The organism is Actinophytocola glycyrrhizae, from assembly GCF_042653545.1.
Taxonomy (GTDB): Bacteria; Actinomycetota; Actinomycetes; order Mycobacteriales; family Pseudonocardiaceae; genus Actinophytocola; species Actinophytocola glycyrrhizae.
Window position 1 is genome coordinate 313,948 of the sequence record NZ_JBHSIS010000006.1, and the last position, 25,657, is coordinate 339,604.

The 25,657-nt window shown below is 69.3% G+C and carries 27 protein-coding genes; 15 read left to right on the forward strand and 12 right to left on the reverse strand.

The window, feature by feature from the left end; genetic code table 11:
- Window positions 1-54: 54 nt before the first annotated feature.
- Window positions 55-252 carry a hypothetical protein gene (locus ACFPCV_RS12180; RefSeq protein ID WP_378056209.1) on the forward strand — a complete coding sequence of 66 codons (198 nt, stop codon included), beginning with the start codon at window positions 55-57 and terminating at the stop codon, window positions 250-252.
- Here the strand turns inward: ACFPCV_RS12180 and ACFPCV_RS12185 are convergent.
- The gene (locus ACFPCV_RS12185; protein WP_378056210.1) at window positions 239-1,894 is read right to left on the reverse strand and encodes an AMP-binding protein; all 1,656 of its coding nucleotides are present in this window, start codon (window positions 1,892-1,894) and stop codon (window positions 239-241) included. The genes ACFPCV_RS12180 and ACFPCV_RS12185 overlap by 14 nt on opposite strands.
- 107 nt (window positions 1,895-2,001) lie before the next feature.
- Between ACFPCV_RS12185 and ACFPCV_RS12190 the strand changes: the two genes are divergently transcribed.
- Window positions 2,002-2,304, forward strand: a complete 303-nt coding sequence (locus ACFPCV_RS12190) for an STAS domain-containing protein (RefSeq protein ID WP_378056211.1) — start codon at window positions 2,002-2,004, stop codon at window positions 2,302-2,304.
- Window positions 2,305-2,481: 177 nt separating this feature from the next.
- Window positions 2,482-2,784 carry a hypothetical protein gene (locus ACFPCV_RS12195; RefSeq protein ID WP_378056212.1) on the forward strand — a complete coding sequence of 101 codons (303 nt, stop codon included), beginning with the start codon at window positions 2,482-2,484 and terminating at the stop codon, window positions 2,782-2,784.
- Window positions 2,785-2,879: 95 nt separating this feature from the next.
- Here ACFPCV_RS12195 and ACFPCV_RS12200 read toward each other — a convergent pair whose 3' ends face one another.
- Together ACFPCV_RS12200 and ACFPCV_RS12205 are read right to left on the reverse strand one after the other, a co-directional pair.
- Window positions 2,880-3,707, reverse strand: a complete 828-nt coding sequence (locus ACFPCV_RS12200) for a metallophosphoesterase (RefSeq protein WP_378056213.1) — start codon at window positions 3,705-3,707, stop codon at window positions 2,880-2,882.
- Window positions 3,708-3,767: 60 nt separating this feature from the next.
- Window positions 3,768-4,562: an HAD-IIA family hydrolase gene (locus ACFPCV_RS12205; RefSeq protein WP_378056214.1), complete on the reverse strand. Its 795-nt coding sequence runs from the start codon at window positions 4,560-4,562 to the stop codon at window positions 3,768-3,770.
- Between the two features lie 99 nt (window positions 4,563-4,661).
- Here ACFPCV_RS12205 and ACFPCV_RS12210 point away from each other — a divergent pair, with 99 nt between their 5' ends.
- From ACFPCV_RS12210 to ACFPCV_RS12230, 5 genes are all read left to right on the forward strand, one after another.
- Window positions 4,662-4,916, forward strand: a complete 255-nt coding sequence (locus tag ACFPCV_RS12210) for a MoaD/ThiS family protein (protein ID WP_378056215.1) — start codon at window positions 4,662-4,664, stop codon at window positions 4,914-4,916.
- Between the two features lie 49 nt (window positions 4,917-4,965).
- Window positions 4,966-5,940, forward strand: coding sequence for a helix-turn-helix transcriptional regulator (locus tag ACFPCV_RS12215; protein ID WP_378056216.1), 975 nt, complete (start codon window positions 4,966-4,968; stop codon window positions 5,938-5,940).
- A gap of 332 nt (window positions 5,941-6,272) precedes the next feature.
- Window positions 6,273-6,926: a transglycosylase family protein gene (locus ACFPCV_RS12220; protein ID WP_378056217.1), complete on the forward strand. Its 654-nt coding sequence runs from the start codon at window positions 6,273-6,275 to the stop codon at window positions 6,924-6,926.
- 89 nt (window positions 6,927-7,015) lie between these two features.
- Entirely contained in the window at window positions 7,016-7,708 is a 693-nt protein-coding gene (locus ACFPCV_RS12225) for a helix-turn-helix transcriptional regulator (protein ID WP_378056218.1), read from the forward strand.
- A 67-nt stretch (window positions 7,709-7,775) separates the two neighbouring features.
- Window positions 7,776-8,132, forward strand: coding sequence for a VOC family protein (locus ACFPCV_RS12230; protein ID WP_378056219.1), 357 nt, complete (start codon window positions 7,776-7,778; stop codon window positions 8,130-8,132).
- A gap of 138 nt (window positions 8,133-8,270) precedes the next feature.
- Here ACFPCV_RS12230 and ACFPCV_RS12235 read toward each other — a convergent pair whose 3' ends face one another.
- Genes ACFPCV_RS12235 through ACFPCV_RS12250 form a run of 4 tightly spaced genes read right to left on the reverse strand, consistent with a single transcriptional unit; the run spans window position 8,271 to window position 11,243 of the window.
- Entirely contained in the window at window positions 8,271-9,179 is a 909-nt protein-coding gene (locus ACFPCV_RS12235) for a molybdenum cofactor biosynthesis protein MoaE (RefSeq protein ID WP_378056220.1), read from the reverse strand.
- Window positions 9,176-9,655 carry a cyclic pyranopterin monophosphate synthase MoaC gene (gene moaC / locus ACFPCV_RS12240; protein ID WP_378056221.1) on the reverse strand — a complete coding sequence of 160 codons (480 nt, stop codon included), beginning with the start codon at window positions 9,653-9,655 and terminating at the stop codon, window positions 9,176-9,178. Before moaC ends, ACFPCV_RS12235 begins: the two co-directional genes overlap by 4 nt.
- 10 nt (window positions 9,656-9,665) lie before the next feature.
- Window positions 9,666-11,048, reverse strand: coding sequence for an NAD-dependent malic enzyme (locus ACFPCV_RS12245; RefSeq protein WP_378056222.1), 1,383 nt, complete (start codon window positions 11,046-11,048; stop codon window positions 9,666-9,668).
- Between the two features lie 9 nt (window positions 11,049-11,057).
- A complete protein-coding gene (locus ACFPCV_RS12250; protein ID WP_378056223.1) occupies window positions 11,058-11,243 on the reverse strand; it encodes a hypothetical protein in 186 nt (61 codons plus the stop codon).
- A gap of 75 nt (window positions 11,244-11,318) precedes the next feature.
- Here ACFPCV_RS12250 and ACFPCV_RS12255 point away from each other — a divergent pair, with 75 nt between their 5' ends.
- The gene (locus ACFPCV_RS12255) at window positions 11,319-13,595 is read left to right on the forward strand and encodes a helicase-associated domain-containing protein (RefSeq protein ID WP_378056224.1); all 2,277 of its coding nucleotides are present in this window, start codon (window positions 11,319-11,321) and stop codon (window positions 13,593-13,595) included.
- Window positions 13,596-13,704: 109 nt separating this feature from the next.
- Here the strand turns inward: ACFPCV_RS12255 and ACFPCV_RS12260 are convergent, their stop codons facing one another.
- Genes ACFPCV_RS12260 through ACFPCV_RS12275 form a run of 4 tightly spaced genes read right to left on the reverse strand, consistent with a single transcriptional unit; the run spans window position 13,705 to window position 18,509 of the window.
- The gene (locus tag ACFPCV_RS12260; RefSeq protein ID WP_378056225.1) at window positions 13,705-14,316 is read right to left on the reverse strand and encodes a GTP-binding protein; all 612 of its coding nucleotides are present in this window, start codon (window positions 14,314-14,316) and stop codon (window positions 13,705-13,707) included.
- Complete coding sequence (locus ACFPCV_RS12265) at window positions 14,297-15,052, reverse strand: DUF742 domain-containing protein (RefSeq protein ID WP_378056226.1); 756 nt, start codon at window positions 15,050-15,052, stop codon at window positions 14,297-14,299. The genes ACFPCV_RS12260 and ACFPCV_RS12265 overlap by 20 nt, the downstream gene beginning before the upstream one ends.
- Window positions 15,053-15,090: 38 nt before the next feature.
- A complete protein-coding gene (locus tag ACFPCV_RS12270; RefSeq protein ID WP_133907638.1) occupies window positions 15,091-15,516 on the reverse strand; it encodes a roadblock/LC7 domain-containing protein in 426 nt (141 codons plus the stop codon).
- Window positions 15,513-18,509 (reverse strand): nitrate- and nitrite sensing domain-containing protein, encoded by a 2,997-nt coding sequence (locus tag ACFPCV_RS12275; RefSeq protein ID WP_378056227.1) that lies wholly within the window; start codon window positions 18,507-18,509, stop codon window positions 15,513-15,515. The genes ACFPCV_RS12270 and ACFPCV_RS12275 overlap by 4 nt, the downstream gene beginning before the upstream one ends.
- 594 nt (window positions 18,510-19,103) lie before the next feature.
- Here ACFPCV_RS12275 and ACFPCV_RS12280 point away from each other — a divergent pair.
- From ACFPCV_RS12280 to ACFPCV_RS12305, 6 genes are read left to right on the forward strand one after another with little or no spacing between them, the layout of a single operon-like run.
- Window positions 19,104-20,159 carry an ABC transporter substrate-binding protein gene (locus ACFPCV_RS12280; protein ID WP_378056228.1) on the forward strand — a complete coding sequence of 352 codons (1,056 nt, stop codon included), beginning with the start codon at window positions 19,104-19,106 and terminating at the stop codon, window positions 20,157-20,159.
- Between the two features lie 10 nt (window positions 20,160-20,169).
- Complete coding sequence (locus ACFPCV_RS12285; RefSeq protein ID WP_378056229.1) at window positions 20,170-20,934, forward strand: ABC transporter permease; 765 nt, start codon at window positions 20,170-20,172, stop codon at window positions 20,932-20,934.
- Window positions 20,931-21,785, forward strand: coding sequence for an ABC transporter permease (locus ACFPCV_RS12290; protein WP_378056230.1), 855 nt, complete (start codon window positions 20,931-20,933; stop codon window positions 21,783-21,785). The genes ACFPCV_RS12285 and ACFPCV_RS12290 overlap by 4 nt, the downstream gene beginning before the upstream one ends.
- 9 nt (window positions 21,786-21,794) lie before the next feature.
- Window positions 21,795-22,619 (forward strand): ABC transporter ATP-binding protein, encoded by an 825-nt coding sequence (locus tag ACFPCV_RS12295; RefSeq protein WP_378056231.1) that lies wholly within the window; start codon window positions 21,795-21,797, stop codon window positions 22,617-22,619.
- Between the two features lie 3 nt (window positions 22,620-22,622).
- Entirely contained in the window at window positions 22,623-23,195 is a 573-nt protein-coding gene (locus tag ACFPCV_RS12300) for a UbiX family flavin prenyltransferase (RefSeq protein WP_378056232.1), read from the forward strand.
- A 2-nt stretch (window positions 23,196-23,197) separates the two neighbouring features.
- A complete protein-coding gene (locus tag ACFPCV_RS12305; protein ID WP_378056233.1) occupies window positions 23,198-24,682 on the forward strand; it encodes a UbiD family decarboxylase in 1,485 nt (494 codons plus the stop codon).
- A 57-nt stretch (window positions 24,683-24,739) separates the two neighbouring features.
- Here the strand turns inward: ACFPCV_RS12305 and ACFPCV_RS12310 are convergent, their stop codons facing one another.
- Window positions 24,740-25,528, reverse strand: coding sequence for an LppU/SCO3897 family protein (locus ACFPCV_RS12310; RefSeq protein ID WP_378056234.1), 789 nt, complete (start codon window positions 25,526-25,528; stop codon window positions 24,740-24,742).
- Window positions 25,529-25,657 lie beyond the last annotated feature (129 nt).

Sequence of the window (25,657 nt, forward strand, 5' to 3'; positions counted from 1 at the left end):
AAGGAAAACCGCAGAATTACACCGACAGAACACTATTGTGACGCGGGAGTGTAAATGGGCCAGGATCTGAACGTGGGTTCGTGGGTGATCGTCCGGCACGGGTGCCCGATCGCCTACTGCTTCAACGGCGAGGAGGTCGAGTTCCGGCTCGGTTCCCGGCAGGACGGGGTCGACTTCGTGTTCGAGGTGGCCGCGCTGGCGGCGTTCGTGGAGACGTCGCAGGAGGTGCTCGCCGAACTCACGCGTGCCTAGCGTCGGCCGCCTTACGCAGACCGAGGAACTCCACCGAAACCTCGCGCATTTCCACCTTGCGGATCTTCCCCGTGACGGTCATGGGGAATTCGTCGACGATCCGCACGTAACGGGGGATCTTGTAGTGGGCGAGTTTTCCCGTGCAGAATTCGCGGACGGCCTCGACGGTCAGCGGCTCCGCGCCTTCCCGCATGCGGATCCACGCCATCAGCTCCTCGCCGTAGCGTTCGTCGGGCACGCCGATCACCTGGGCGTCGAGGATGTCCGGGTGCGTGTAGAGGAACTCCTCGATCTCCCGCGGGTACACGTTCTCGCCGCCGCGGATGACCATGTCCTTGATGCGGCCGGTGATGTTGAGGTAGCCCTCGTCGTCCATCACGGCGAGGTCGCCGGTGTGCATCCAGCGCGCCCTGTCGATGGCCTCGGCCGTCTTGTCCGGCTGCTCCCAGTAGCCGAGCATCACCGAGTAGCCGCGGGTGCACAGCTCACCCGGCGTGCCGCGCGGCACCGTCAGGCCGGTCGCCGGGTCGACCACCTTCACCTCGAGGTGCGGCAGCACCCGGCCCACGGTGGACACCCGGCGGTCGAGCGAGTCGTCCTTGCGGGTCTGGGTGGAGACCGGGGACGTCTCGGTCATGCCGTAGGCGATGGTCACCTCCGCCATGCCCATGCGATCGATGACCTGCTTCATCACCTCCACCGGGCACGGTGAGCCGGCCATGATGCCCGTGCGCAGCGACGACAGGTCGTAGGCCTCGAAGCCCGGCTCGGACAGCTCGGCGATGAACATGGTGGGGACGCCGTAGAGCGACGTGCAGCGTTCGGCGGCGACCGTTTCGAGGGTGGCCTTCGGGTCGAACCCGGACGCCGGGATGACCATGCAGGCGCCGTGCGAGGTCGCCGCCAGGTTGCCCATGACCATGCCGAAGCAGTGGTAGAAGGGCACGGGGATGCAGATGCGGTCCTCTTCGGTGTAGCCGCACATCTCGCCGACGAAGTAGCCGTTGTTGAGGATGTTGTGGTGCGACAGGGTCGCGCCCTTGGGGAAGCCGGTGGTGCCCGACGTGTACTGGATGTTGATCGGGTCGTCGGCGCTCAGCTCGGCCTGCAGCTCGGCGAGGTGCGCTGCCGAGCCGCCGCGGCCGATCGCGACCGTCGACGTCCAGTCCTCGAGGCCGATGAGCAGCACGTCGGCCAGGTCGGGGCACTCGCCGCGGACCTCGTCGATCATGGCGGCGTAGTCGGAGGTCTTGAAGCTCGGCGCGGCGACGAGCGTGCGGATCCCGGCCTGGTTGAGCACGTACTTCAGCTCGTGCACCCGGTAGGCCGGGTTGATGTTGACGAGGATCGCGCCGATCTTGGCCGTCGCGTACTGCGTGAACGTCCACTCCGCACAGTTCGGCGCCCAGATGCCGACCCGGTCGCCCTTGCCGACGCCGAGGTCGACCAGGCCCAGCGCGACGGCGTTGACCTCGTCGGCGAGCTGCCGGTACGTCCAGCGGCGGCCCGTCGCGTGCTCGACCAGCGCCTCCCGGTCGCCGAACGCGGCGACGGTCCGGTCGAGGTTGTCCCCGATGGTGTCGCCGAGCAGCGGTTTCTCGGAGATGCCGGAGACGTGGCTGCGCACCGCTGGCGTGGTCATGTGAGCCTCCCGGGGACGACTGACACCAAGGTATGTCTACCGGTGGCCCCCGTCGCGTTCAACGTTCGTCAACACAGGTTGGCTCCTGTCGGCGATGATGAGGGTCAATGAGCCTCGCCATCACCGTGCACGGGTCCAATGTGCGCCTGGCGGGCACGGTGGACGTGCAGACCGCGCCCGCACTGCGTGCCGAGCTGACCGAACTGATCAACGCGGCGATTCAGGGCACCGAACTGCGGGTCGACCTGGGCGCGGTGTCGCTCGTGGACTCCAGCGGCCTGTCCGCGCTGGTCGGCGCGCACCGCCTGGCCGAGGCGAAGGACACGCGGCTGCTGCTGACCGACCTCCCCCGCCACGTGGCGCGGATGCTGAACATCACCGGCCTGGACGAACTGCTGTACCTGGCCTGATTTCGAGCGAATGGGACTTTCGCTCGAGCTCGCTCCGCTGGTCAGCGGCGCTTTCGACGCTGCACACGTACATTCGGATTCAGCTTCGAAAGCCCAGCAACCACAGGAGGTGAGCACGGTGCACCCGGTCTAGCGACGGCCCCGTCCCGGGGCGTCACGGAGCCGAAAGGCGACCGGATGAGCAAGACGGACAAGACCCGGCCCCGGTGGGTGCGGATCGCCGACACGCCTGGGGTGACCGGGGTGGCGGTCCACGACCACCGGTTCGGGGACTGCACCCTGCCCGACGAGATCACCGCCGACAGCACTTCGGCAAGCCACCGCACGAGCGGCTGTCACTGGCACGGCGCCGGTTACCACCAGACCGGGTGCGGCAGTGCGGGCTGCGGCCGCGAGTGGAGCCGGTTCCGGCGTGAAGAGCGCCGCCGCGACCGGCACCAGGCACACCGCGAGCTGCGCGCGTACCGCGGCGAGGACTGAAACGCGGTGGTCCGGGGGCCCGAACCACCTCTTGTCGCTGCTTGACAACTACATAGTGGAGACGCGAAACCATCTCCTGTGCTCAAGGAGAGCGGCTACGGGGTCTCGTCGCCTGGCTCGTGCGGTGACCACGGGAGCTTGACGACCAGGCAGGGGCCGCCGACGAACACGCCGCCGTCGACGCCCAGTGCCTTGCCGGCCGCGTACTCGTACGGGCTGTCGACCATCGACGGGGCGATGCCGAGCTGGTCGGCGATCACCGAGTGGCCGTGCACGACCTGCTCGCCGCCCAGCACGGTCAACAACTGGGTCGCCACGTCGGCGCCGTTCGGCCCGCGGAAGGCGTGGCGGGTGGTCAGCCTGCGCCAGACCTCCCACCACTCGACGAGGTCGTCGGAGTCCAGGACGTCCTGGATGTTCTCGTTGATCTCGTCGATGTCGCCGCCCCACACCAGGTACTCCAGGGTGTCGGAGTGCATGAGCAGGTGGCGGCCGACCAGCTCGACCGCGGGCCGGGTGACCAGCCAGTCGATGTGCTCGTCGGTGACCGCTTCCTGGTCGGTCGGCTGGCCGCCGTTCATCTCCCAGCTGCGGGCGAAGCTGCGCGGGCCGAAGTCCGACGGGACCTCCGTGTCACCGAAGCGGTGCATGCCGAGCAGCAGGATCTCGTGGTTGCCCAGCAGCGCCTGCACCTGGCCACCCGCGGCAGCGGCCTCGTCGGCGAGGCGCATGACCAGGTCGATCACGCCGATGCCGTCGGGCCCTCGGTCCACGAAGTCGCCGAGGAACCACAGGTGGTCCTCGCCGCCGGACCAGTTCGTCTCGTCGTCGACCAGCCCGGCGTCGGCGAGCGCGGCGAGCAACTCGTCGAGGTGCCCGTGCACGTCACCGACCACGTAGGTCGACGGTCCGTCTTCCTGCACACCGCGACAATATGCCAGGCTGAATTGGTTCGCTTCGCAGTCGGCAAGAACTGGCCGCGCTCAACCCGGGAACGGGTCGTCCACATTCCCGACCAGGTCAGCGACCGAGTCGATGACCCGGCTCGGGCGGTACGGAAACCGCTCCGCCGTTTCCGGTGTCGAAATGCCGGTCAGCACGAGAATCGTTTGCAAACCGGCTTCCAGACCGGAACGGACGTCTGTGTCCATGCGGTCACCGATCATGAGCGTGGTTTCGGAGTGCGCGCCGAGGCTGTTCAGCGCGGACCGCATCATCAGCGGGTTCGGCTTGCCGACGAAGTACGGCGCGTGCCCGGTGGCCTTCTCGATCAGCGCGGCGACCGAGCCGGTGGCGGGCAGCGAGCCCTCGCGGGACGGGCCCGTCGAGTCCGGGTTCGTCGCGATGAACCGCGAGCCCTGCTCGATCAGGCGGATCGCCGTCGTGATCGAGGTGAAGCTGTACGTGCGGGTCTCGCCGAGCACCACGTAGTCGGGATCGCGGTCGGTCAGCACGTAACCGATCTCGTGCAGGGCCGTGGTCAGGCCCGCCTCGCCGATCACGAACGCCGAGCCCTCCGGGCGCTGGGAGTCGAGGAACTTCGCGGTCGCGAGCGCGGAGGTCCAGATCGCCGACTCCGGCACCTCCAGCCCGGTGCGGCGCAGGCGTGCCCGCAGGTCACGCTGGGTGTAGATGGAGTTGTTGGTGAGCACGAGGAACTGGTTGCCCTTGGCCCGCAGCTCCTCGAGCAGCTTGTCCGCTCCCGGGACGAGGTGCTCCTCGTGCACCAGCACCCCGTCCATGTCCATCAGGTACGTCCACTTGCGCGGTTCGGCCATGGGTCCATTGTCCCGGCTGCGGGCCACGGCGCGAACGACAGCACGAACACAGCACGAACATCGACATGTCGACATGTGGTCGCCAGCTAACCTGGGGGCGTGACGAACGTCCAAGTGCGCTACTTCGCGGGTGCCCGCGGCGCGGTCGGCCTCTCCGAGGAGACCCTGTCGATGCCGGAGGGCACCACCGTGCGCGACCTGGTGACCGAACTGGGCGTCAAGCACGGCGAGAAACTCACCCGCGTGCTCACGGCCTGCAGCTTCCTGCTGGACGGGGTCGCCGTCCGGGACCTGTCGGTCGCCGTGCCCGACGGCGCCGACCTGGACGTCCTGCCCCCGTTCGCGGGCGGCTGACCGCGGCCTGCGGACAGATCCTGTCCGCGGGCGTTGTCAGACTCGGGGCATGAAGGAGACCTCCGCGCGGCTGCTCCGGCTCCTCACCCTCCTGCAGACCCGCCGCGAGTGGCCGGGCGCCGACCTGGCCGAGCGGCTCGGGGTGAGCACCAGGACCGTGCGGCGGGACGTCGACAAGCTGCGCGGCCTCGGCTACCCCGTGCACGCCGCCGCCGGCACCGCGGGCGGTTACCGACTGGGCCACGGCGCCGCCCTGCCACCGTTGCTGCTGGACGACGACGAGGCCGTCGCGGTCGCGATCAGCCTGCGCACCGCGGCCGGCGGCGGCGTCGCGATCGGGCAAACCGCGCTTCAGGCGCTCGTCAAGCTGGAACAGGTACTCCCCTCGAGGCTCCGCCACCGGGTGAACTCGGTGCAGGTGGCGACGGTCGACACGCCGAACGACGAGGTCGTGCCGCTGGAGGTGCTGACCGCAGTGGCGGCGGCGTGCCGGGACCGGCAACGCATCCGGTTCGACTACGCGGCGGCGTACGGCGCGGCCGAGCAGGTGCGGGAGGCCGAGCCACACCGGCTCGTGACCTGGGGAAAGCGCTGGTACCTGGTGGCCTGGGACGTCGAACGGGACGACTGGCGCACCTTCCGGGTCGACCGGATGCGGCCACGGGTGCCGCTTGGCAGGCGGTTCGCCCCCCGCGAGATCCCCGGCGGCGACCCGGCCGCGTTCCTGGCCGCCCGCGTGGCGGAGATGTGGCCGTTCCAGGCGTCGGTACGGCTGCCGCTGCCCGCTGATCACGAAAAGATGCGACGGATGGTGACCTGGGGCACGATCGAGGAGATCGACAAGAGCAGTTGCCGACTGATCATTGGCGCGGACACGCCGCAGTCGCTTGCCTTCCTGCTCTCCTTCTTGGAGATCGATTTCAAGGTCGAGTCCTCCCCTGAATTGGCTCAGGCTTTGCAGCATGTAGCGGAGCGATTCCAGCGTGCAGCCACCGCGGCGTTCCCACCTGCATCCGGAACGTGATCCAACCCTCAGCCAGCGTGAATTATCTCGACGCGATCACGAGGGTATAACGGCCGATATCGCCGCTCTGACCTGCGGATATACGCTCCATCGCAGCACTCCTAATACTGTTACTGTGACGACGGTCACGTAGCACTTAGTTTTGCACACCCCGATTTGGATACGTAGCGTCGCTCTTTGGTTGGCCCCGACCAACTGGCAGAACCCGAGTGCCCGGAGCGTCGTCCCGATCCGGCGGGCACAGAGGAGATATCCCCCGACTGAAAGAAGGCCTCCGGACCGGGACAGAGAGCCTTAACGGCCCTTTGCCAGACGCTGGGGCAGAGACAGAAATGGCTTATCGAGGCATTCACCGCAAGCCGTCCACCGTTCGCCGCACCATTGCTCGCGTCGTCGTTGCCGGCGTCGCGGTCGGTGCCCCGCTGGCGGCGGCCCCCGCATTCGCGTCGGCCGAGCAGTCCGTCAACTGGGACGCGATCGCCGAGTGCGAGAGCGGCGGTAACTGGAGCATCAACACCGGCAATGGCTACTACGGTGGTCTGCAGTTCAAGCAGAGCACCTGGGAGGCCAACGGCGGCTCCGGCAACCCCGCGAACGCCTCCAAGGCCGAGCAGATCCGGGTGGCGAACAACGTGCTGCAGACGCAGGGCATCGGCGCATGGCCGGTGTGTGGCAAGCGGGCAGGCGCGGCGAGCAGCGGCGGTGGCGGCGGCAGCGCCGAGCCGCAGCGGCAGCAGAGCGCGCCGACGAACAACTCCGCGAGCAACGGCACGAACAAGCAGCCTGCTCGCTCCGCGCCCGTGGCCCCGGCGCTGGTCGCCTCCAACCCCCAGGGCGACTACACCGTCGTCGCAGGCGACTCCCTGTCGAAGATCGCCACGGCGCAGAAGGTGGCCGGCGGCTGGCAGGCGCTGTACGAGAAGAACAAGCAGTTCATCGGCGACCCCAACCTGATCGTCCCCGGTCAGAAGATCGCCACCAAGTGAACTAGCTGGTTCACGGCAAGAAGGACTCCACCGCGATCCCCCGGCGGTGGAGTCCTTCTTTGTCGGTGGTGCGGGCTACGGTCCGCGCCGTGAACCGAACGGACCGGCTGTACGGCATCGTCGAGGACCTGCGGGCGGCGGCACCGCAGAGGCGCAGCGCCCGCCAGCTCGCGGCGCGCTACGAGGTCAGTGTGCGGACCATCGAACGTGACATCAGCGCACTGCAGCAGGTCGGTGTGCCCATCTGGGCGGACACGGGCCGCCGCGGTGGCTACGCCATCGACCCCGCACGCACCCTGCCACCGCTCAACTTCACCCCGGCCGAGGCCGTGGCCATGTCGGTGGGACTACGGCAGATGACCGGCTCCCCGTTCGCCATGGCCGCGGCCATGGCACTGCGAAAGATCATGGCCGCCATGCCCGCCACCGACGCGTCGGCCGCCAAGGAGCTGGCAGGCCGGGTGGGTTTCCTGGGCCCGGCACCCGAGTCACCGAACATCCCGGTGGTCATCCAGGACGCACTGTCCGCCCGGCGAGTCCTGCGACTGGAGTACGTCGACAAGCACGGCACCCCAACCGAACGCGATGTCGAACCCATCATGTTCCTGGTCAGGGACGAGCGCTGGTACCTGACGGGCTGGTGCCGCCTCCGAGACGAGCTGCGGGCGTTCCGGCTGGACCGCGTGGTCGCGTGCCACGACACCGGCGAACCAGCACCCACACGTCCGGCGGAACATGTCGCCCTACCGTGCCATGTGACCCAGGCCACCGCGTTCGCATAGAAACACCGACAGGGTGCTGTCGCCGAGGAGCCGGATCGTGGTGTCACACACGATGAGGAGGCACCACATGGCGCACGGCACCGTCGACTGGTTCCAGATCGACACCGACGACACGAAGAGCACCGAGCAGTTCTACGGCGCACTGTTCGACTGGACGTTCGCGTCGGACCCGGGGACCCCCACCTACCGCCTGGTCACGGCGAAGGACACGGGCGCCCCGCAAGGTGGCATCTCCGGCGGAACACAGAACCGGGCGACGTTCTTCGTGGTCGTGTCGGACGTCGCCGCCACCGCGGCACAGGCCGAACAGCTGGGCGGCAAGGTGATCGGCTTACCGACGACCACCCCGAACGGCCTGACGTTCGCCCACCTGCTCGACCCGTCGGGCAACCACATCGGCGTGTACTCCCCGGCCGCCGGCTGACCACCGACACCAGAACCGTGCCCCGCCGCGCGAACCACCAGGAGACAGGCGGGCGCGGGCGCCTTGTCCCGAAGGACGCTTCCGGAAAACTGACCCGAAGGCGTCCTTCGGGACGTCGGCTGGGCGAGGCTCAGCTCCCTACGGGCAGTTGACCCACTCGTCCGTGCCGTCGGTGAAGTTCTGGTGTTTCCAGATCGGCAGGCGAGCCTTCACGTCGTCGACCAGGTCGGCGCAGGCCGCGAAGGCCTCCGCGCGGTGTTCGGCCGCCACCGCGCAGGCCAGGGCCACGTCACCGATCGCGAGTGGGCCGATGCGGTGGCTCACCGCCAGCGCACGGACGCCCTTGTGGCGGGCCGCGACCTCGGTCGCGACCTCCTCGATCACGGCCTTCGCGGACGGGTGGCCCTCGTACTCCAGGTCGCGGACGCCCTTGCCGCCGTCGTGGTCGCGGACCACGCCGGAGAACGTCACGACGGCACCCGCGGCGTCGTCGGACACCAGGGCCGCTTGTTCCTCGACGGTGATGGGGGACTCGCTGATGTCCGCGCGCAGGACCCGCGCGGGCACCTGGGCACTGGGCACGTGGTCGCCGCCGCGCAACTGGTCCAGTGCGTGTGCCAGCACGCCGTCCAGCACGCCGAGGCCGTCCCGTACGCCGCCTGTCGAGCCGGGCAGGTTGATCACGAGGGTCCTGCCCACCACGCCGGCCACGCCGCGGGACAGCACCGCGGTCGGGACCTTGGGCAGGCCCGCCGAGCGCACCGCGTCGGCCAGGCCGGGGATCTCGTAGTCCAGCAGGCGTGCCGTCATCTCGGGGGTGCGGTCCGTGGGGCTGATGCCCGTCCCACCGGTGGTGACGACCACGTCGGCGCCGACCGCGTCGCGCAGGGCCGCCAGCACCGGCTCGCCGTCCGGGACGACGACCGGGTCGGGCACCTCGAAACCCTTGGCACGCAGCCAGGACACGATCACCGGGCCGGTCCGGTCCTCGTACACTCCGGCGGCCGCGCGGTTCGAGGCGGCGATGACGACAGCGGTGTTGCTCATCTGCCCTCCGGTCGGGTCCAGACCCCGGTCTTGCCGCCCTCCTTGCGCTCGACACGCACCTCGGACAACACGGCCGCCGGGTCCACGGCCTTGATCATGTCGTGCAGCGTGAGGCCCGCGACCGTCACCGCGGTCAGTGCCTCCATCTCGACACCGGTCTGGCCGCTCGTGCGGACCGTCGCGGTGATGGCCACCGAGTCGGTGGCCAGGTCGAAGTCGACGGTCACGCCGGTAATGGCCAGCGGGTGGCACAGCGGCACCAGGTCCGGTGTCCGCTTGGCGCCCATGATCCCGGCGACGCGGGCCACCGCCAGCGCGTCGCCCTTCTTCAGGCCGTTCGACGCCAGCAGGCCGACCACCTCGGCGGTCGTGTGCACCCGGCCGGACGCCACCGCGACGCGGGACGTGACGGCCTTGCCGGTCACGTCCACCATCCGCGCGGCGCCCGACTCGTCGACGTGCGTCAGGTCGCTCACGAAACCGATGCTACGGCTGCGCGGCGCGGGCGACGGCCTCGGCCACCGCGGGCGCCACCGCCGAGTCGAACACGCTCGGCACGATGAACGACGCGTTCAGCCGGTCACCGTCCACGACGTCCGCGATCGCGTCGGCCGCGGCCAGCAGCATCGTGTCGGTGATGCCCCTGGCCTGCGCGTCGAGCAGACCGCGGAACACACCGGGGAACGCCAGCACGTTGTTGATCTGGTTCGGGTAGTCGCTGCGGCCGGTCGCGACCACCGCGGCGTGCTGCTGCGCCTCCAGCGGATCGATCTCCGGGTCCGGGTTGGCCAGCGCGAACACGATCGCGTCCTTGGCCATGGCGGCGACCGCGTCCGCACCGAACAGGTTCGGCGCGGACACCCCGATGAACACGTCCGCGTCCACCATCGCGTCGGTCACCGAACCGCTCACCAGGTGGCGGTTCGTGTTCTGCGCGAGCCACGTCAGGTTCGCGTCCAGGTCGCCGCGGTCCGGGTGGACGATGCCGTTCACGTCGACCGCGAGGATGTCGCCAGGGCCCTTCTGCAGCAGCAGGCGGATGATCGCCGAGCCAGCGGCACCCGCGCCGCACACCACGATCTTGCAGTCCGCCAGGTTCTTGCCGACCACCCGCAGCGCGTTGCGCAGCGCGCCGACCACCACGATCGCGGTGCCGTGCTGGTCGTCGTGGAACACCGGGATGTCCAGCATCTCGCGCAGGCGGGCCTCGATCTCGAAGCAGCGCGGCGCGGCGATGTCCTCCAGGTTGATGCCGCCGTACACGGGCGCGATCAGCTGCACCGTGCGGATGATCTCCTCGGTGTCCTGCGTGTCCAGGCAGATCGGCCACGCGTCGACCCCGGCGAACTTCTTGAACAGCGCCGCCTTGCCCTCCATGACCGGCAGCGCCGCCGACGGGCCGATGTTGCCGAGCCCCAGCACGGCCGAACCGTCGGTGACCACCGCGACCGTGTTGCGCTTGATCGTCAGGCGGCGCGCGTCGGCCGGGTTCTTCGCGATGGCCTGGCTGATGCGCGCGACACCCGGGGTGTACGCGCGGGACAGGTCGTCACGGTTGCGGAGCTGGACCTTGGAGGCGACCTCGATCTTGCCGCCGAGGTGGATGAGGAACGTCCGGTCCGAGACCTTGCGGACATTGACGCCGGGCAGCTCCTCCAGCGCCGCGGTGATCTCCTCCGCGTGGCCGACGGAGTGGGCGTTCGCGGTGATGTCGACGACGATCCGGTCCGCATGGGACTCGACGACGTCGAACGCGGTGATCACCGCGCCGGCCCGGCCGGCGGCGCCGGTCAGGTCACCTGCGGCGCTCGCCGACGGGGGCGCCTCCACACGGACGGTGATGGAGTAGCCAGGGCCAGGAACCGGCATGTCACGGACCTACTTGTTGATCTCGGTCTGGGGATGCGTGTACGGCACCGCATCGAGCGGGAAGTCCAGGTCACCCCACGGTGCCAGCGCACCCTGGCGGTCCGCCACGAGCTCACTGACGGGGTGGTTGCCGTGGTCGTCGTCCGCAGGCCAGTGCGGGTCGATGCGGCCGTCGTTGGCGCCCTTCTTGGCCACGCGTCCTCCTTCAGCTCGGGGTGTCCAGAGATTACCGGAGCGCGCTGTAGCGGATGTCGCGTATACCGTGGTCGGGTGCCCGGCCCCACGCTCATCGACTGGCTGCGTGCCCAGGACGACCACACGCTGGCCGCCCTCCTCGCCGCCCGCCCGGATCTGGCCACTCCCCCGCCGCCGGACTCGGCGGTGCTGGCGGCGCGGGCGGCCACCAGGGCCTCCGTGACCAGGGCCGCGGAGGGTCTCGACACGTTCACGCTCGCCGTCCTTGACGCGCTGGTCGTCGCGGACGCCGACAAGGCGCCGGTGCCCGAGGCGCGGGTGCTGGAGATCGTCGGGCCCGCCGTGGCCCCGGAGCGGGTGCGGGAGTCACTGGACACACTGGTGCGGCTCGCGCTCGCGTGGGGCACCGACGAGCTGTCGGTGACACCGGCGGCGCGGGAGGCGAGCGGGCTGTTCCCCGCCGGGCTCGGCCGCCCGTCGAGCACGCTCGACGGGGCGGACATCGCGGGCCTGCTCGCGGACCTGCCCGAGGCCGAACGGCGGCTGCTGACCACGCTCGCACACGGCTCGCCGCTGGGCCGCACCAAGGACGCCGGGGCGGACGTGCCGCTGACCGAGGCCACCACGCCGGTGCAGCGGCTGCTCGCCATGGGGCTGCTGCTGCGCAGGGACGCCGAGACCGTCGAGCTGCCGAGGCAGGTCGCGCTCGTCATTCGCGGCGACAGTCCACTGGGGACGGTCAAGCTGGACGAGCCGGCGGTGGAGACCAAGCAGCTGAAGGTGTCCACTGTGGACGCGACCGCTGCCGGGGAGGCGCTGGAGTTCCTGCGCCGCGCCGAAACGCTCGTGCGGCTGTGGTCGGCCGAACCCGCCGCGGTGCTGAAGTCGGGCGGCCTTGGCGTCCGGGACCTGCGCAAGCTCGCCCGCGAGCTGGACACCGACGAACGCGGCGCGAGCCTGATCGTCGAGGTGCTGTTCGCGGCCGGGATGATCGGCGACAGCGCGGCCGCCACCACCCCGGAGTGGCTGCCGACGACCGCCGTCGACCCGTGGCTGGCCTCGACGCCGGCGAACCAGTGGGCCACGGTCGCCGCCGCGTGGCTCGACATGCCCCGGCTGCCCGGCCTCGCGGGCATGCGCGACGCCAAGGACAAGGTGCTCGCGCCGCTGTCCGACGACCTGCGCCGCCCGCCCGCCCCGGCCGAGCGGCGGCGGATCCTGTCGGCGCTGGCCGAGCTGCGGGCAGGCACCGGGGTTCCGTCACCCGACGACCTGGCCGCCGTGCTCGCGTGGCGGGCGCCGCGGCGCGGCGGGCGGCTGCGGGACGAGATCGTGCGGTGGACGCTCGCCGAGGCGACCTCGCTGGGCGTGGTGGCACTCGGCGCGCTGACCAGCGCCGGGCGCGCGCTGATCGGCAGCGACGCGGACGGACCGGCCGCGGCCGCCAAGCGCATGGCCGACTCACTGCCCGAACCACTGGACCACGTGCTGGTGCAGGCCGACCTGACCGTGGTCGCGCCGGGGCCCCTCGAACCCGCGCTCGCCGTCGACATCGGGCAGGTCGCGGACGTCGAGTCGGCGGGCAGCGCGACCGTGTACCGGGTGACCGAGTCGTCGGTGCGGCGGGCGCTCGACGTCGGGCGCACCGCGGAGGAGCTGCACGACCTGTTCCGCACCCGGTCGCGGACACCGGTGCCGCAGTCGCTGACCTACCTCATCGACGACGTCGCCAGGCGGCACGGCAGGCTGCGCGGCGGCGCGGCCACGTCGTTCCTGCGGTGCGACGACCCGGTGCTGCTCGCCGAGGTGGCCGCGCACCCGGCCGCCGCCCGGCTGGAGCTGCGGAAGATCGCGCCGACCGTGCTGGTCAGCCCGGTCGCGCTCGCGGACGTGCTGGAGGAGCTGCGTGGCGCGGGGTTCGCACCGGCCGCCGAGGACGCCTACGGGCAGGTGCTCGACCTGCGGCCCTCCGGGCTGCGGCTGCCAGCTCCCGCCCGGTCGCGGCGGGTGGGGACACCCGCTCCCGCGTCACCGGAGCGCCTGGCCGCGATGGTCGAGCAGCTGCGGGCCGGTGACACGGCGGCGGGCACCAAACGGGGACGCACGGTGTCGCTCACCGCGGGTACCGGCGCGGCGGACACGGCCGCGACGCTGGCCCTGCTGCGGGAGGCCATCGAGCAGAACAGCCAGGTGTGGATCGGCTTCGTCGACTCGCGCGGCGTGGCCAGCCAGCGGGTGGTGGACCCGTTTCGCGTCGGCGGCGGCGTGCTCGAAGGCAGGGACGTCTCACACGGAGCCGTGCGCCAGTACCCACTGCACCGCATCACGTCCGCGTCGCTCGTCGAGAGCTGAGCCACCGACCGCGTGCCGTACCAGGGGTGACCCGAGGATGGCGCAGGGCCGACTCGACGAACAGCGAGCCCCGCGAACCCGTGGTCCGCGGGGCGTCTACGCGTCTGTGTCAGCCTGCGCGTGCGCTCATGCGCTGGTGCATGGCGTGCTCGACCAGCGTGATGAGCGTTTCCTTGGTCGACTCGCGGTCGCGGGCGTCACACGTGACGATCGGGACCGACTGCTCGACCGTGAGCGCGTCGCGGACATCGTCGATACGGTGGTGGAGCACCCGGTCGAAGCAGTTGAGCGCCACGATGTACGGGAGTCCACGGTCCTCGAAGAAGTCGATGGACGCGAACGCGTCGGCCAGGCGGCGGGTGTCGACCAGGACCACCGCGCCGATGGCGCCGCGGACGAGGTCGTCCCACATGAACCAGAACCGGTGCTGACCCGGTGTACCGAACAGGTACAGGATCAGATCGCTGTCCAGCGACACTCGACCGAAGTCCATCGCGACCGTGGTGGTGACCTTGTTCGGGGTGTTCGACAGGTCGTCCACGTCCACGCTGGCCTCGGTCATCACGGCCTCGGTGGTGAGCGGAACGATTTCCGACACCGAGCCGACCAGAGTCGTCTTGCCGACCCCGAAACCGCCGGCGACCACGATCTTCGCCGAGGTGGTCGGCTGTGGTGCGGACGCGCCGCGCGGGCCGAGGGGACTAGAGCCTGCGGAGACCACTGAGCACCCTTTCCATGAATTCGATCGACGGCCGGTCGCCGACGACCATGCCGCTCTGATGGATCAGGACCAGTCCCATACCGGCCATGTCTCCAATCAGCACCCTGGCGACGCCGAGCGGGAGCCGCAGGTGGGCGGCCACCTCCGCGACGGACCTGGTGTCCAGGCACAGTCCACAGATGGACCGGTGCTCCGGCAGCACCGCCGCGTCCGGCGCCTTCCCCCGCTCGCTGGTGGACACCAGCGCCTCGATCGCAAGATCATAATCGGACCGCGTACGGCCGCCCGTCCTGGTGTACGGACGGACCAGCGACCCGGTCTCGTGCGGCGCGGCGCCACCACCGCGACCTGCGGCGGAGCCCAGGAACTCCTCCGCACCCCACGCCCCGCTGTTGTGCACACCGCTGTTGTAGACGCCACTGTTGTAGGCGCCGCTGTTGTGCACCCCACTGTGGCGCACCCCGCTGTCAGAGATCCCGTCCCTGCCGACCGTGGGGATCTCCTTGCTGTCCCACGTCGACTGTGCCGGTATCCCGGAGTCCCCGTACAGCGTCGCACCCGGGCCACCGAAAAGCCTGGCCCGGAATCCGTCGACGTCGAACCTGTTCGGTGCTTCGCCCACGTCGTGCTCGGGGAGGTCCTCCCAACCTTTCTCCGGCATCTGTTCTACTCGCCTCCGCTCTGGCTCGACGGCGCGCGGAAGTCGCCTACCGAGATGTGCCCGGCTGGGACGCATGACCCCAGACCTCCGCTCCGCGCAGTCAGCATGCCCCGCTACCTGCGCTGTGCGCCCTGAAGCTGAGCTCGCAGCTCCGGAGTCATCTGCTGGCCGACCCTCTCGACCAGCAACGTCATCTCGTAGGCGACCAGACCGATGTCGCAGTTCGGCGCCGCCAGCACGGCGAGGCACGAACCGTCGGAGATCGACATCAGGAACAGGTAGCCCCGGTCCATCTCGACCACGGTCTGGTTGACGCCGCCCGCCTCGAAGCACCGCGCGGCGCCCTGGGTGAGGCTGACGAGCCCGGACGAGACAGCGGAGAGCTGTTCCGCGCGGTCCCGGGGCAGTCCCTGCGAACCGGCCAGAAGAAGGCCGTCCGCCGACACGACCACGGCGTGCGCCACGCCAGGAACCTGACGGACGAAATCAGTGATAAGCCACCCGAAACTGCCGGGCTGCTGTGCGGACGCGGTCGTCACTCCTGCTCCTCGTCTTGACGGCTCTGCTCCGAACCGGATTGGTCACCAGCGTATGCCTCGATGAGCGCGTGGCGCCCCCGCCGTACGCCCTGCTGGAAGCTTGACATGCGACCCCTGACCGCGTCTGCCGTCCGTGGTGGAAGCGGTTGACCGGGCATTTCCCCGGTCTGCTCCTTGGCTTCGTGCCTTGGTGCGGCCGACCCCGGCACCAGGTGCTGTTTCGGGACCCGCTTGGGCAGGCCCGCGTTCGTGGTGGTGTCCGGCGCCTTGTCCTCGAGCAGAGCCTGTGCCGCGAGCCAGCCGTCGTCACCCGGTGAGGTCCACGGGGTGGGCTCGACCGGCTCGGCCTCCCTCGGCGCGCGCCCGTTGGCGGTACCCGTGCCGTTGGCGTGGCCGTTCCCATTGTGCCCGTTGCCGTTCGCGACGTCGGCGGCCGGGTCGGCACCGATGGCGCCCCTGGGCGGGGCGGACCCGGTGTCCGCTGCCTCGAACCACTGCGACAGCACGGCCTCGTAGATGGGCAGGCGCTCGGTCGGCGCATCCACGTTCAGCTCTGCCTCCCCCGAAGGCGTGTTGCCGCCGCCCGCGAACGGCTGGTACGTGGTGTCCTCGACCGGGGCTTCCGGCAGCGGCGCGCCGAACAGCGCCGTTCCGGTGTCGGCCGGGTCCTGGCGGCCGTTCTGCGGGGCGGGCGGCTCCGCTGGGACGCCGTTCGTCGTGGTGACCTCGCTGCCGTCCTGCCCTGGGTTGAACGGCGGGTAGCTCGACAGCTCGGCAGGCGTGCGGTCCTGCGCCGTTTCGGCGCCGGTCTGCGCGGGCTCCTGCCGGATCCTCGGCATGTTGCTGGTGAACGCGCCCGCGATACCGCTGTTGCGGGTCGGTGCGTTCGTCGGCGGGTTGGCAGGCGGGTTGAGCAGCGCCTCGGTGTTGGTGTGTTCCGCGATGGCGAGCGAGCCGGTGGTCGACGGCGCCGCCATCGACCTCGGCGACGAGCCGACCGGCTGGACCAGCTCGGCAGGCACGTTGATGCGGGCGATCAGGCCGCCCTCGATGTCCTCGTTGTCGCGCAGCCGCACGTTGATGTTGTGCCGCTTGGCGAGGCGCGCGACCACGTACAGACCCATTCGCCTGGTCACCGCGACGTCGAGGTCCGGCGGGTCGGCGAGCCGGGCGTTGGTGGCCGCGATCTCGTCCTCCGACATACCGACACCCTGGTCGGTGATCTGGATGGCGAGTTCCTTCTTGCGGGTCATAGCCATCCGGACGATGACCTTCTTGTCCGCCGGGGAGAAGAAGGTCGCGTTGTCCAGCAGCTCGGCGATGACGTGCACGAGGTCGGAGACCGCGCGGCCCTGGACCGCGACGTCCGGTGCGGAGGCCACCTCGATGCGGGCGTAGTGCTCGACCTCGGACACGGCCGCGCCGACCACGTCGGAGGCGGGCACCGGCCGCGACAGCTGCCGTGACAGGCCGGTGCCGGAGAGCACCAGGAGGGACTCCGAGTTGCGCCGCATCCGGGTGGCGAGGTGGTCCAGCTCGAACAGCGAGGCGAGCTGGTCGGGGTCCTGCTCGTCCTGCTCCAGGCGGTCGATCAGGGACAGCTGGCGTTCGACCAGCGCCTGCGACCGGCGGGACAGGTTGACGAAGATCGAGTTGATGTTGTCGCGCAGGAGCGCCTGCTCGGTCGCCATCAGGACCGCCTGCTCCTGCACCGCGTCGAACGAGCGGGCCAGCTGGCCGGTCTCCTCCCTGGTGAACACGGGCACCGGCTCGACCGCGTTCTTGGACGCGGCGACGGGGTCCGGGTCGGCCAGGATTCGGCGGACCGTCTGCGGCAGGCGGGAGTACGCGACGTCGAGCGCGTTGGACCGCAGCACGCGCAGCGGCTTGAGCAGCGAGCGCGCCACCAGCAGCGCCAGGAGGACCGCGAGCAGCAGGACCGCGAGGACGATCGCCGCGTCGCGGAGGGTGGCCTCCTGCTGGTCGTTGCGCAGGGTTGAGATCGAGTCGCGCAGGTCGCCGAGCTCACCGAGCTCGATCGAGCGGTACAGGCCGAGCGTGCTCGTGCCGGCCTGCACGACGTCGTTGGGGACGATGCCGAGGTTCTGACCGGACTCACCGCGGACGAGCAGCAGCTGGCGGTTCTGCTTCAGCAGGTCGACCGCGGGACCCACCAGGGTGTCGTTGAGCCGCTGCAGTTCCTCCGGCGTCGCGACGGCGTTGAACGTCGCGATGGCCGAGTCGTGCCTTGCGACGGCCGCCTGGATCTCGTTGAGGTCGTTGGCGCGGATCGTGCCCTGCTGCGCGGCGACCGTGATGTAGGAGAACTGCTGGGCGATCTGCGCCTTCGCGGTCGCGATCGCGTTCAGCGCGGTCAGGCGCGGGGTGAGCTGGCCACCACCGACGTCGGAGCGGGCGATCTGGCCGACCTGCAGGATGCTGGACACGATGTCCGCGTAGATCGAGGCGACGGCGAAACCGTCGAACTGCGACGAGCTCGCCACGTCGCGCAGGGCGTCGAGGCTCTGGAGGCGGAAGAAGATCTGCTCGTACTCGGAGCGGACGCCCTCTTCGGACTCGTCGTAGAAGGCCTCCGCCGCGGTGCGCACCTCGTCGACCGCGTCGTCGGTGGCCTGCAGCTGCGCGTCGATGGGGGCGCGGTCACCCGACTGCCCCGCCGCCGCGAAGCGGGCGACGATCTGGCCTTCCTTCTGGATCTGGTCGGCCGCCTCGTAGACCTTCGAGTGCAGCTCGACCTGCTGAAGCAGGTAGTCGAGGTCGTTCGCCTGCTTGATCTGCGTGTACACGCGCAGACCGGCGAACGCGAGCGCCGCGAGGGTCGGCACCAGCAGCACGACCATCAGTTTGGTGGGCAGCCGCCACTCGCTCAGGCGGAAGCGCCTGCGCTTGCCCGGCCGACCTGACGCCTGTTCGGCGCGAATAGCGGCGTTGGCACGCCGCACGGCGCTGTCGGTCGCACTGTCACCGTCCAACGCACTGTCCCTGGCCACTCCGGACACACTCCCAAGACGCCGTCAGTCAAAGGCACACACATCTGCAGCAATCTCACCCGTGTGGCTGACACTGCGGCGCACAGCTTTCCCGTATAGGCACCCCCGGTCAAGGGGACGAGCACCACCACCGACACACGAAACGGACCACGGGAGTCCATTCAGTCCGGTGTGGTGGCCCCCGACCACCCGCCGCCTTGCCCTGCCACCGGCCGCCAAGAAGAACTGCTGGTGACAGCTCCGGTAGTGCCGCAACGGCCGGTCCGCCCAAGATCTTTCCAACGTCCGAGGTGGACTGGACCACCCAAAACCCTTGACGGTTGAAAAGTGGCGGACGACACACTCGCGCCGGATGTTCGCCGCTACTCCTAGACTACCGGGCCGTAACTCACGCCAGCGACCAGATAGTCACGCTTTGTGATTGCAAGTTGTTGACAGTACCCGATCGGGTGGCTATACCTCCGGGCGGGTAAACATCGGTCGTCTCTTAACACGGAGCAGGGGCAGCCCGTGTCTGAGCGACATCTCCCAACGCTCTGATCACTGCACATTTCCCAGGCAGGAGACGGCAAGACAATGAATCGTCCAGGCAGAGTCGGTCGGGCCAGGCGCGGGTCCGTCCGCGCGGTCGGACTGCTGGCCACCCTCCTCGCGGCGTCCCTCACAGCAGGCTGCGGCCTCTTCGGCGGATCCGACGAGGCAGAGGGTTCCGGCGACAACACGACCGCGGCCTCCGGGCCACTGGAGAAGACGACCCTCAAGGTCGGTGTCATGATCGGCATCGACTGCTCGGGCGCCCAGCTCGCACTGCTCAACGACACCTTCAAGGAGGAAGGCCTCACCATTGAGGCCACCACCATCCAGAGTGGTGCGCTGGCGATTCCTTCGCTGGCCGGTGGCGAGTTCGACATCACCTTCGGCAACTGGGTCTCCTTCATCAAGGCCCAGCAAGCGGGCATCGTCGACATGAAGTTCATCAGCGAGTCCTACCTGTCGACACCGAACAGCAACTTCTCGGTCATCGCGGCCAAGGACTCTCCGATCAACAGCCCGAAGGACCTCGAGGGCAAGCGGATCGCCGTCAACGCCAAGGGCAACATCAACGAGCTGCTGCTCCGCGCTGTGCTCGACGCCAACGACGTGGACTTCAACAAGATCAAGGACGGCCTGGTCGAGATGCCGTTCCCGAACATGGCGGCCGCCATCAAGAACGGCCGGATCGACGCCGCGGCGACGATCGACCCGTTCGTGACCGCCGCGCAGAAGGAGATCGGCGCGAAGATCGTGTTCGACATGACCGGCGCGGGCCCGACCGAGAACTTCCCGCTCTCCGGCTTCGCCACGAAGAAGGAGTTCGCCGACCAGAACCCGAACACGATCGCGGCGTTCCAGCGCGCGCTGCTCAAGGGCCAGCAGCTGGCGGCCGACCGCAGCAAGGTCGAGGAGGCGCTGCCGAAGTTCGCGAAGATGGACCCGCAGACCGCGGCCATCGTCAAGATCGGGCAGTTCCCGACCACGATCGACCCGAAGCGCATCCAGCGCGTCGCCGACCTGCTGGTGACGTACGAGATGCTGCCGAAGAAGCTCGAGATCGAGCCGCTGGTCGTGCCGATCCCGTCCGAGAACGGTTAGCACCGACGGGATGTCCCGACTGACACGCAACATCCTCGGGACGGTCGGCGTGCTCGCGATCTGCGAGCTCGTCGGCCGTTCCGGCTTGGTGAACCCCGACCAGCTGCCGCCACCATCGGTGATCGGCGCGCGGCTGGTCGAGATGTTCAACGACTACGAGTTCTCGCTCGACGTCGTCGAAACGGTGTCCAGCTGGGCGATCTCGATCGTCATCGCGGCGCTCATCGCGGTTCCGCTCGGCATCCTGTTCGGCTCCGTGCCGATCGTCGGCTCCGTGACCAGCGCGGTCGTGGAGTTCCTCCGCCCGATCCCGTCGGTGGCGCTGATCCCGCTCGCGCTGATCGCGTTCGGCAACTCGGAGGACGCGAAGATCGCACTGGCGGTGTTCGGCGCGGTCTGGCCGATCCTGTTCAACACCGTGCACGCGATCAGCGACATCGACCCGGTGCAGCTCAACACGGCGAAGGCGTTCAACCTGACGCGGCGGCAGATGCTGACGCAGGTGAAGCTGCCCGCCATCGCACCGTTCGTGCTCACCGGCGTGCGCATCTCGGCAGGGATCGCGCTCATCCTGGTGGTGAGCACCGAGGTCCTCGCAGGCAGTGCGGGCGGCCTCGGCAGCTTCATCACCGAGACCGGCACCGGGGGTGCGCAGATGGACCTCGCGATCGCGGGCACGTTCGTCGCGGGCGTGATCGGCTTCGTGATCAACATCGTCTTCGAATGGGTCCAGCGCCGCTGGGTCAACTGGTCGGACGGAGACCGGGCACGATGACCGTCACAGTGGCAACGACAGAGAAGAAGGTCACACCACCGCGCACCGGCAGGCGCAGGCGTGCGGTCGAGATCCTCGGCAAGTGGGTCGTGTTCGCCTCCTTCGTCGCGGTGTGGCAGGTCATCACCGCGCTGGTGGAGGAGCCGTACTTCCCGACGCCGGTGACCATCGGCAAAAGCATGGTCGACCTGTGGCTTTCGGGTCCCGCGTCGCAGCTGTGGCTGTCCGACTCGGTGTTCGGAGACGTCGTGCCCAGCGTGTTGCGGCTGCTCGGCGGCTGGGCGGCGGCCGGTGTCGTCGGCGTCCTGCTCGGTCTGATGCTCGGCCGCTCGGAGACGCTGCACGACTACTTCTCGCCGACCATCTCGTTCCTGCGGTCGATCCCACCACCGGCACTGCTGCCGGTGTTCCTGGTGCTGTTCCCCCTCGGCACCCCGATGCAGCTCGCCACGATCATCTTCGGGGTGGTCTGGCCGGTGCTGCTCAACACCATTGACGGGGCGCATACGCTGGACGAAACGGTCGTCGAGACGACCAGGAGCATGCGGTTGTCCAAGCCCCGGTTCCTCGCCACCGTGGTGCTCCCGGCAGCGTTGCCGAAAATTTTCGCCGGCCTGCGGGTGAGCCTGTCGCTCGCCCTGATCCTGATGGTCATCTCCGAGCTCGTAGGATCGACCAACGGCATCGGATACCAGATGCTCCTCGCGCAACGCAACTTCTCTTTGCCCGAGATGTGGGCCGGGATCGTTCTGCTTGGCATACTCGGCTATGTCCTGAATGTACTGCTGCTCGCCGTGCAGAACCGGGTGATCGGCTGGCACACCAGGTCGAAGAGTCTCACCGGGAGGTAGACCGTCCCCATGCTGGACGTGACCGGAATCAGCCACACCTACGGGTCGGGCGCGAAGTCCCACACCGCGCTCGGCGACATCACCTTCTCCGTGGAGAAGGGCGAGATCGTCTGCATCGTGGGACCCTCGGGCTGCGGCAAGTCGACTCTCCTACGGGCCGTGTCCGGCCTGCTGCCGCCCACCGGGGGTGAGTCGCGGTTCATGGGCCAGGTCATCAACGGAGTGCCGCATGACCTGGCGTTCGTGTTCCAGGAGTACAGCAAGTCACTGTTCCCGTGGCTCACGGTGCGCGCCAACGTGGCGTTCCCGCTGAAGGCCAGGGGCATGTCGCGCAGGAAGCGGCACGAGGTCGTCGACGAGGCGCTGGGCTGGGTCGGCCTCGCCGACGCGGTCGAGAAGTACCCGTGGCAGCTCTCCGGCGGCATGCAGCAGCGGGTCGCGATCGCGCGTGCGCTGGTCTGCCAGCCCGCGCTGCTGATGATGGACGAGCCGTTCGCGTCCGTCGACGCCCAGACCAGGGCGGAACTGGAGGACCTGCTGCTGCGGGTCCGCCGCGAGTACGACACGACGGTCCTTCTCGTCACCCACGACATCGACGAGAGTGTGTACCTGTCCGACCGGGTGCTGGTCCTGTCCAAGGCCCCCAGCACGGTCGTGTCCACGCTGCCCGTGTCCCTGGGCACGGAGCGTGACCAGATCACGACCAAGGAGACCGACGACTTCGTCCACCTGCGCGGGGAGGTGGCCCGGCTGCTGCGTTACGGCACGGCGGTCGAGCACGACGAGGCCGAAGAGGTCAAACAAGCGGTTCCGGTTGAAGCTGCAGCGGAGTAAGCCATGTCCATATCCGCGAGACGCATGGTCGTCGGGATTTCCGGCGCGTCCGGGTCGGTGTACGGGATCCGGCTGCTGGAGGCCCTGCGGAAGGTCGACGTCGAGACCCACCTGGTGATCAGCCGCAGCGGCAAGCGGACCATCTTCGAGGAGACGAACCTCAAGCTCGAGGACGTCCGCTCGCTCGCGGACGTCTACTACCCGAGCGACGACATCGGTGCCGCCATCTCGTCCGGCTCGTTCCGGACCATGGGCATGGTCGTCGCGCCGTGCTCGGTCCGGTCGCTGTCGGAGATCGCGTACGGCAACACGACGAGCCTGCTCACCCGTGCCGTGGACGTCGCGCTGAAGGAGCGGCGCAAGGTGGTCCTGATGTGCCGCGAGACGCCGCTGCGGATCGCGCACCTCAAGGCCATGCAGGCCGCGGCCGAGGACGGCGCGCTGATCATGCCGCCGGTGCCCGCGTTCTACACCCGCCCCGAGTCGCTGGACGAGATCATCGACCACACCGTCGGCCGGGTGCTGGACTACTTCGACATTGAGACGGACCTCGTCCGTAGATGGGGAGAAGACTGAACATGCCGGTTAGCCCTCTGCACGACCTCGGGGTCATCATCGAGACCCTCGACAAGGCCGGGCAGCTGATCAGGGTGCGTTCCGAGATCGACCCGGTGCACCAGCTGGCCAGCGTCGCGGCCCACTTCGAGGGACGTGCGCAGGCCGTGCTGTTCGAGAACGTGCGCGGGCAGGAGCACCCGGTGTTCACGGGCCTGTACTGGTCCCGTGAGCTGCTGGCGGAGCTGATCGGCGCCGAGGAGAAGAAACTCGCCTCCCACATCTCCGGCAAGGTGCAGCAGTGGCAGGACGACCCGTTCGACAAGGCGGTCGAACCGCTGGTCGTCGAGACGGGGCCGGTGAAGGAGGTCACGCAGCCGGTCGTCGACCTGTTCAGGCTGCCGATCCCCACTCACGCCGAGCGCGACGGCGGCCCGTACATCGACGCGGGCGTGGTCGTGGTGACCGACCCGGAGACGGGGGTGCGTAACGCGTCGATCCAGCGGTTCCAGCTGGTCGACCGGGACCGGCTGCACATCAACATCGACGCGGGACGGCACCTGCAGCTCGCGCTGGAGAACGCCAGGAACCGCGGCGAGACGCTGAAGTTCTCGCTGAACATCGGGGTCGGGCCCGGCGTGCACTTCGCGGCCGTCACCCCGGCCGAGGCGGCGCCGCCGGACACCGACGAGCTCGGCATCGCGTCGGTCTTCCACGGCGACCCGGTGGAGCTGGTCCGCGGTGACCAGCCGGAGATCGAGCTGATCGCGCACGCCATGTACGCGCTCGAATGCGAGATCGTTCCTGGCGAGGTGGCCGACGAGGGCCCGTTCGCGGAGGTCACCGGCTACTACGCGAAGGTCGCGCCGCGGCCGGTCGTGCACGTGCGTGCCGTCCACCACCGCGCGAGCCCGGTGTTCCAGACCATCCTGTGCGGCAAGGAGGTGTGGAACTCGGCCGGTGTGCTCGGCGAGGCTTCGGTGCTGTCGTCGGTGCGCAGGCAGGTCCCTGGCATCCTCGACGTGTACTTCCCGCACGGCGGCTGCGGTTTCTACCACGCGGTCGTGCAGATCCAGCAGAAGCGGGCCGGCTGGGCACAGCTCGCGGTGATGTCGGCGTTCGCCGCGTTCCCGCCGCTGAAGATGGTGACCGTGGTCGACGAGGACGTGAACATCCGCGACGCCTCCGACGTCGAGTGGGCACTCACCACCCGGCTCGACCCGACCACCGGCGTGATCACCGTGCCGGAGGTGTTCGGCCACGGCCTGAACCCGACCTTCCCCGACTACTTCGGCGCGAAGATCGGGTTCAACGCCACCCACCCGTTCCCGAAGACCTACGCCTACGAGCGGGTGCGGCTGAAGCAGTTCTCCGTCGAGGGCCTCGACATCGACGTGCCGGAGCCGAACACGGCGCGGCCCTCCGCTGTCGACAAGTGGACCGCGGCGGAACGCGCCGAACGCGGCACCCCGGCGCAGGGGAAGAAGAGCAGCGGCGCGATCATGTAGTCAGGACGACGAAAGCGGGGCTCCCGGATTCGGGAGCCCCGCTTTCGTCGTGGTCACTCAGGCCTGGTCGGCCGTGGGTTCACCGAAGCACTGCACGGTCGCGGGTTCCGCGTAGATGTGGCCGTCCGTGGTCTCCTCGGGACAACCGCTCGGGTCGGTGGTGCCGGTGAGGATCTTGATGACCTTGAACGTGGCCTTGGGGTCGCCGCAGTCGACCCGCTCGTCCGAATCGCCCCGGACGAAGCACTCGCCTTCCTTGGCGTTGAGGGTGAGGCACAGCTTCAGGCCGCCCCGGCCGGCCTCGGTGTAGGAGACGTAGTTGCTGTTGGCCTCGTCCGGGCAGGACGCCGAGCTGTCGTCGAACGTGGCGGCCACCTTGTACGCCGCGGCCGGGTCGTTGCAGTCGATCTTCTCGACGTCGGCGTTCACCGAGCTCGCGTTGTTGACCTTGATGCAGTCACCGACCTCGGAGCTGGCCGGCGACGTGCCCCACCTGATGAACGCGAAGACCCCGACGGCGGCGAGGACGACCACGCCGAGGACGATCTTGATGCTCGTGCCGGTGTTCTTCTTCGCGGGCGGCGGCGGGGGCGGTGTCCCGTAGCCCCCAGGGGGCGTGCCCGGGCCACCGGGACCGCCGGGGCCCGCCAGGCCCTGGGGTGCGGGACCGCCGAACGGCTGGCCCTGCGGCGGTGGACCACCGTAGGGCTGACCCTGCGGTGGCGGCGGCGCGCCGAAGGGCTGCCCGCCGGGCGGCCGCTGGCCGTACGGCTGGTCCTGAGGAGGCCCGTACGGCCCCTGCGGACCCTGCGGCCCACCGGGAGGCGGGTAGTTCGGAGAGTTCATGTGCACCCCTCGCACAACATGCCAAAATCGGAAGACTTTGTTCGAGAGCAGCAATCTACGCGACCACACCGACCGTCGTGTGCCGCCCCGGGAAAGTCCTCATTGGAAACGCGAAGAACCACGGTGCGT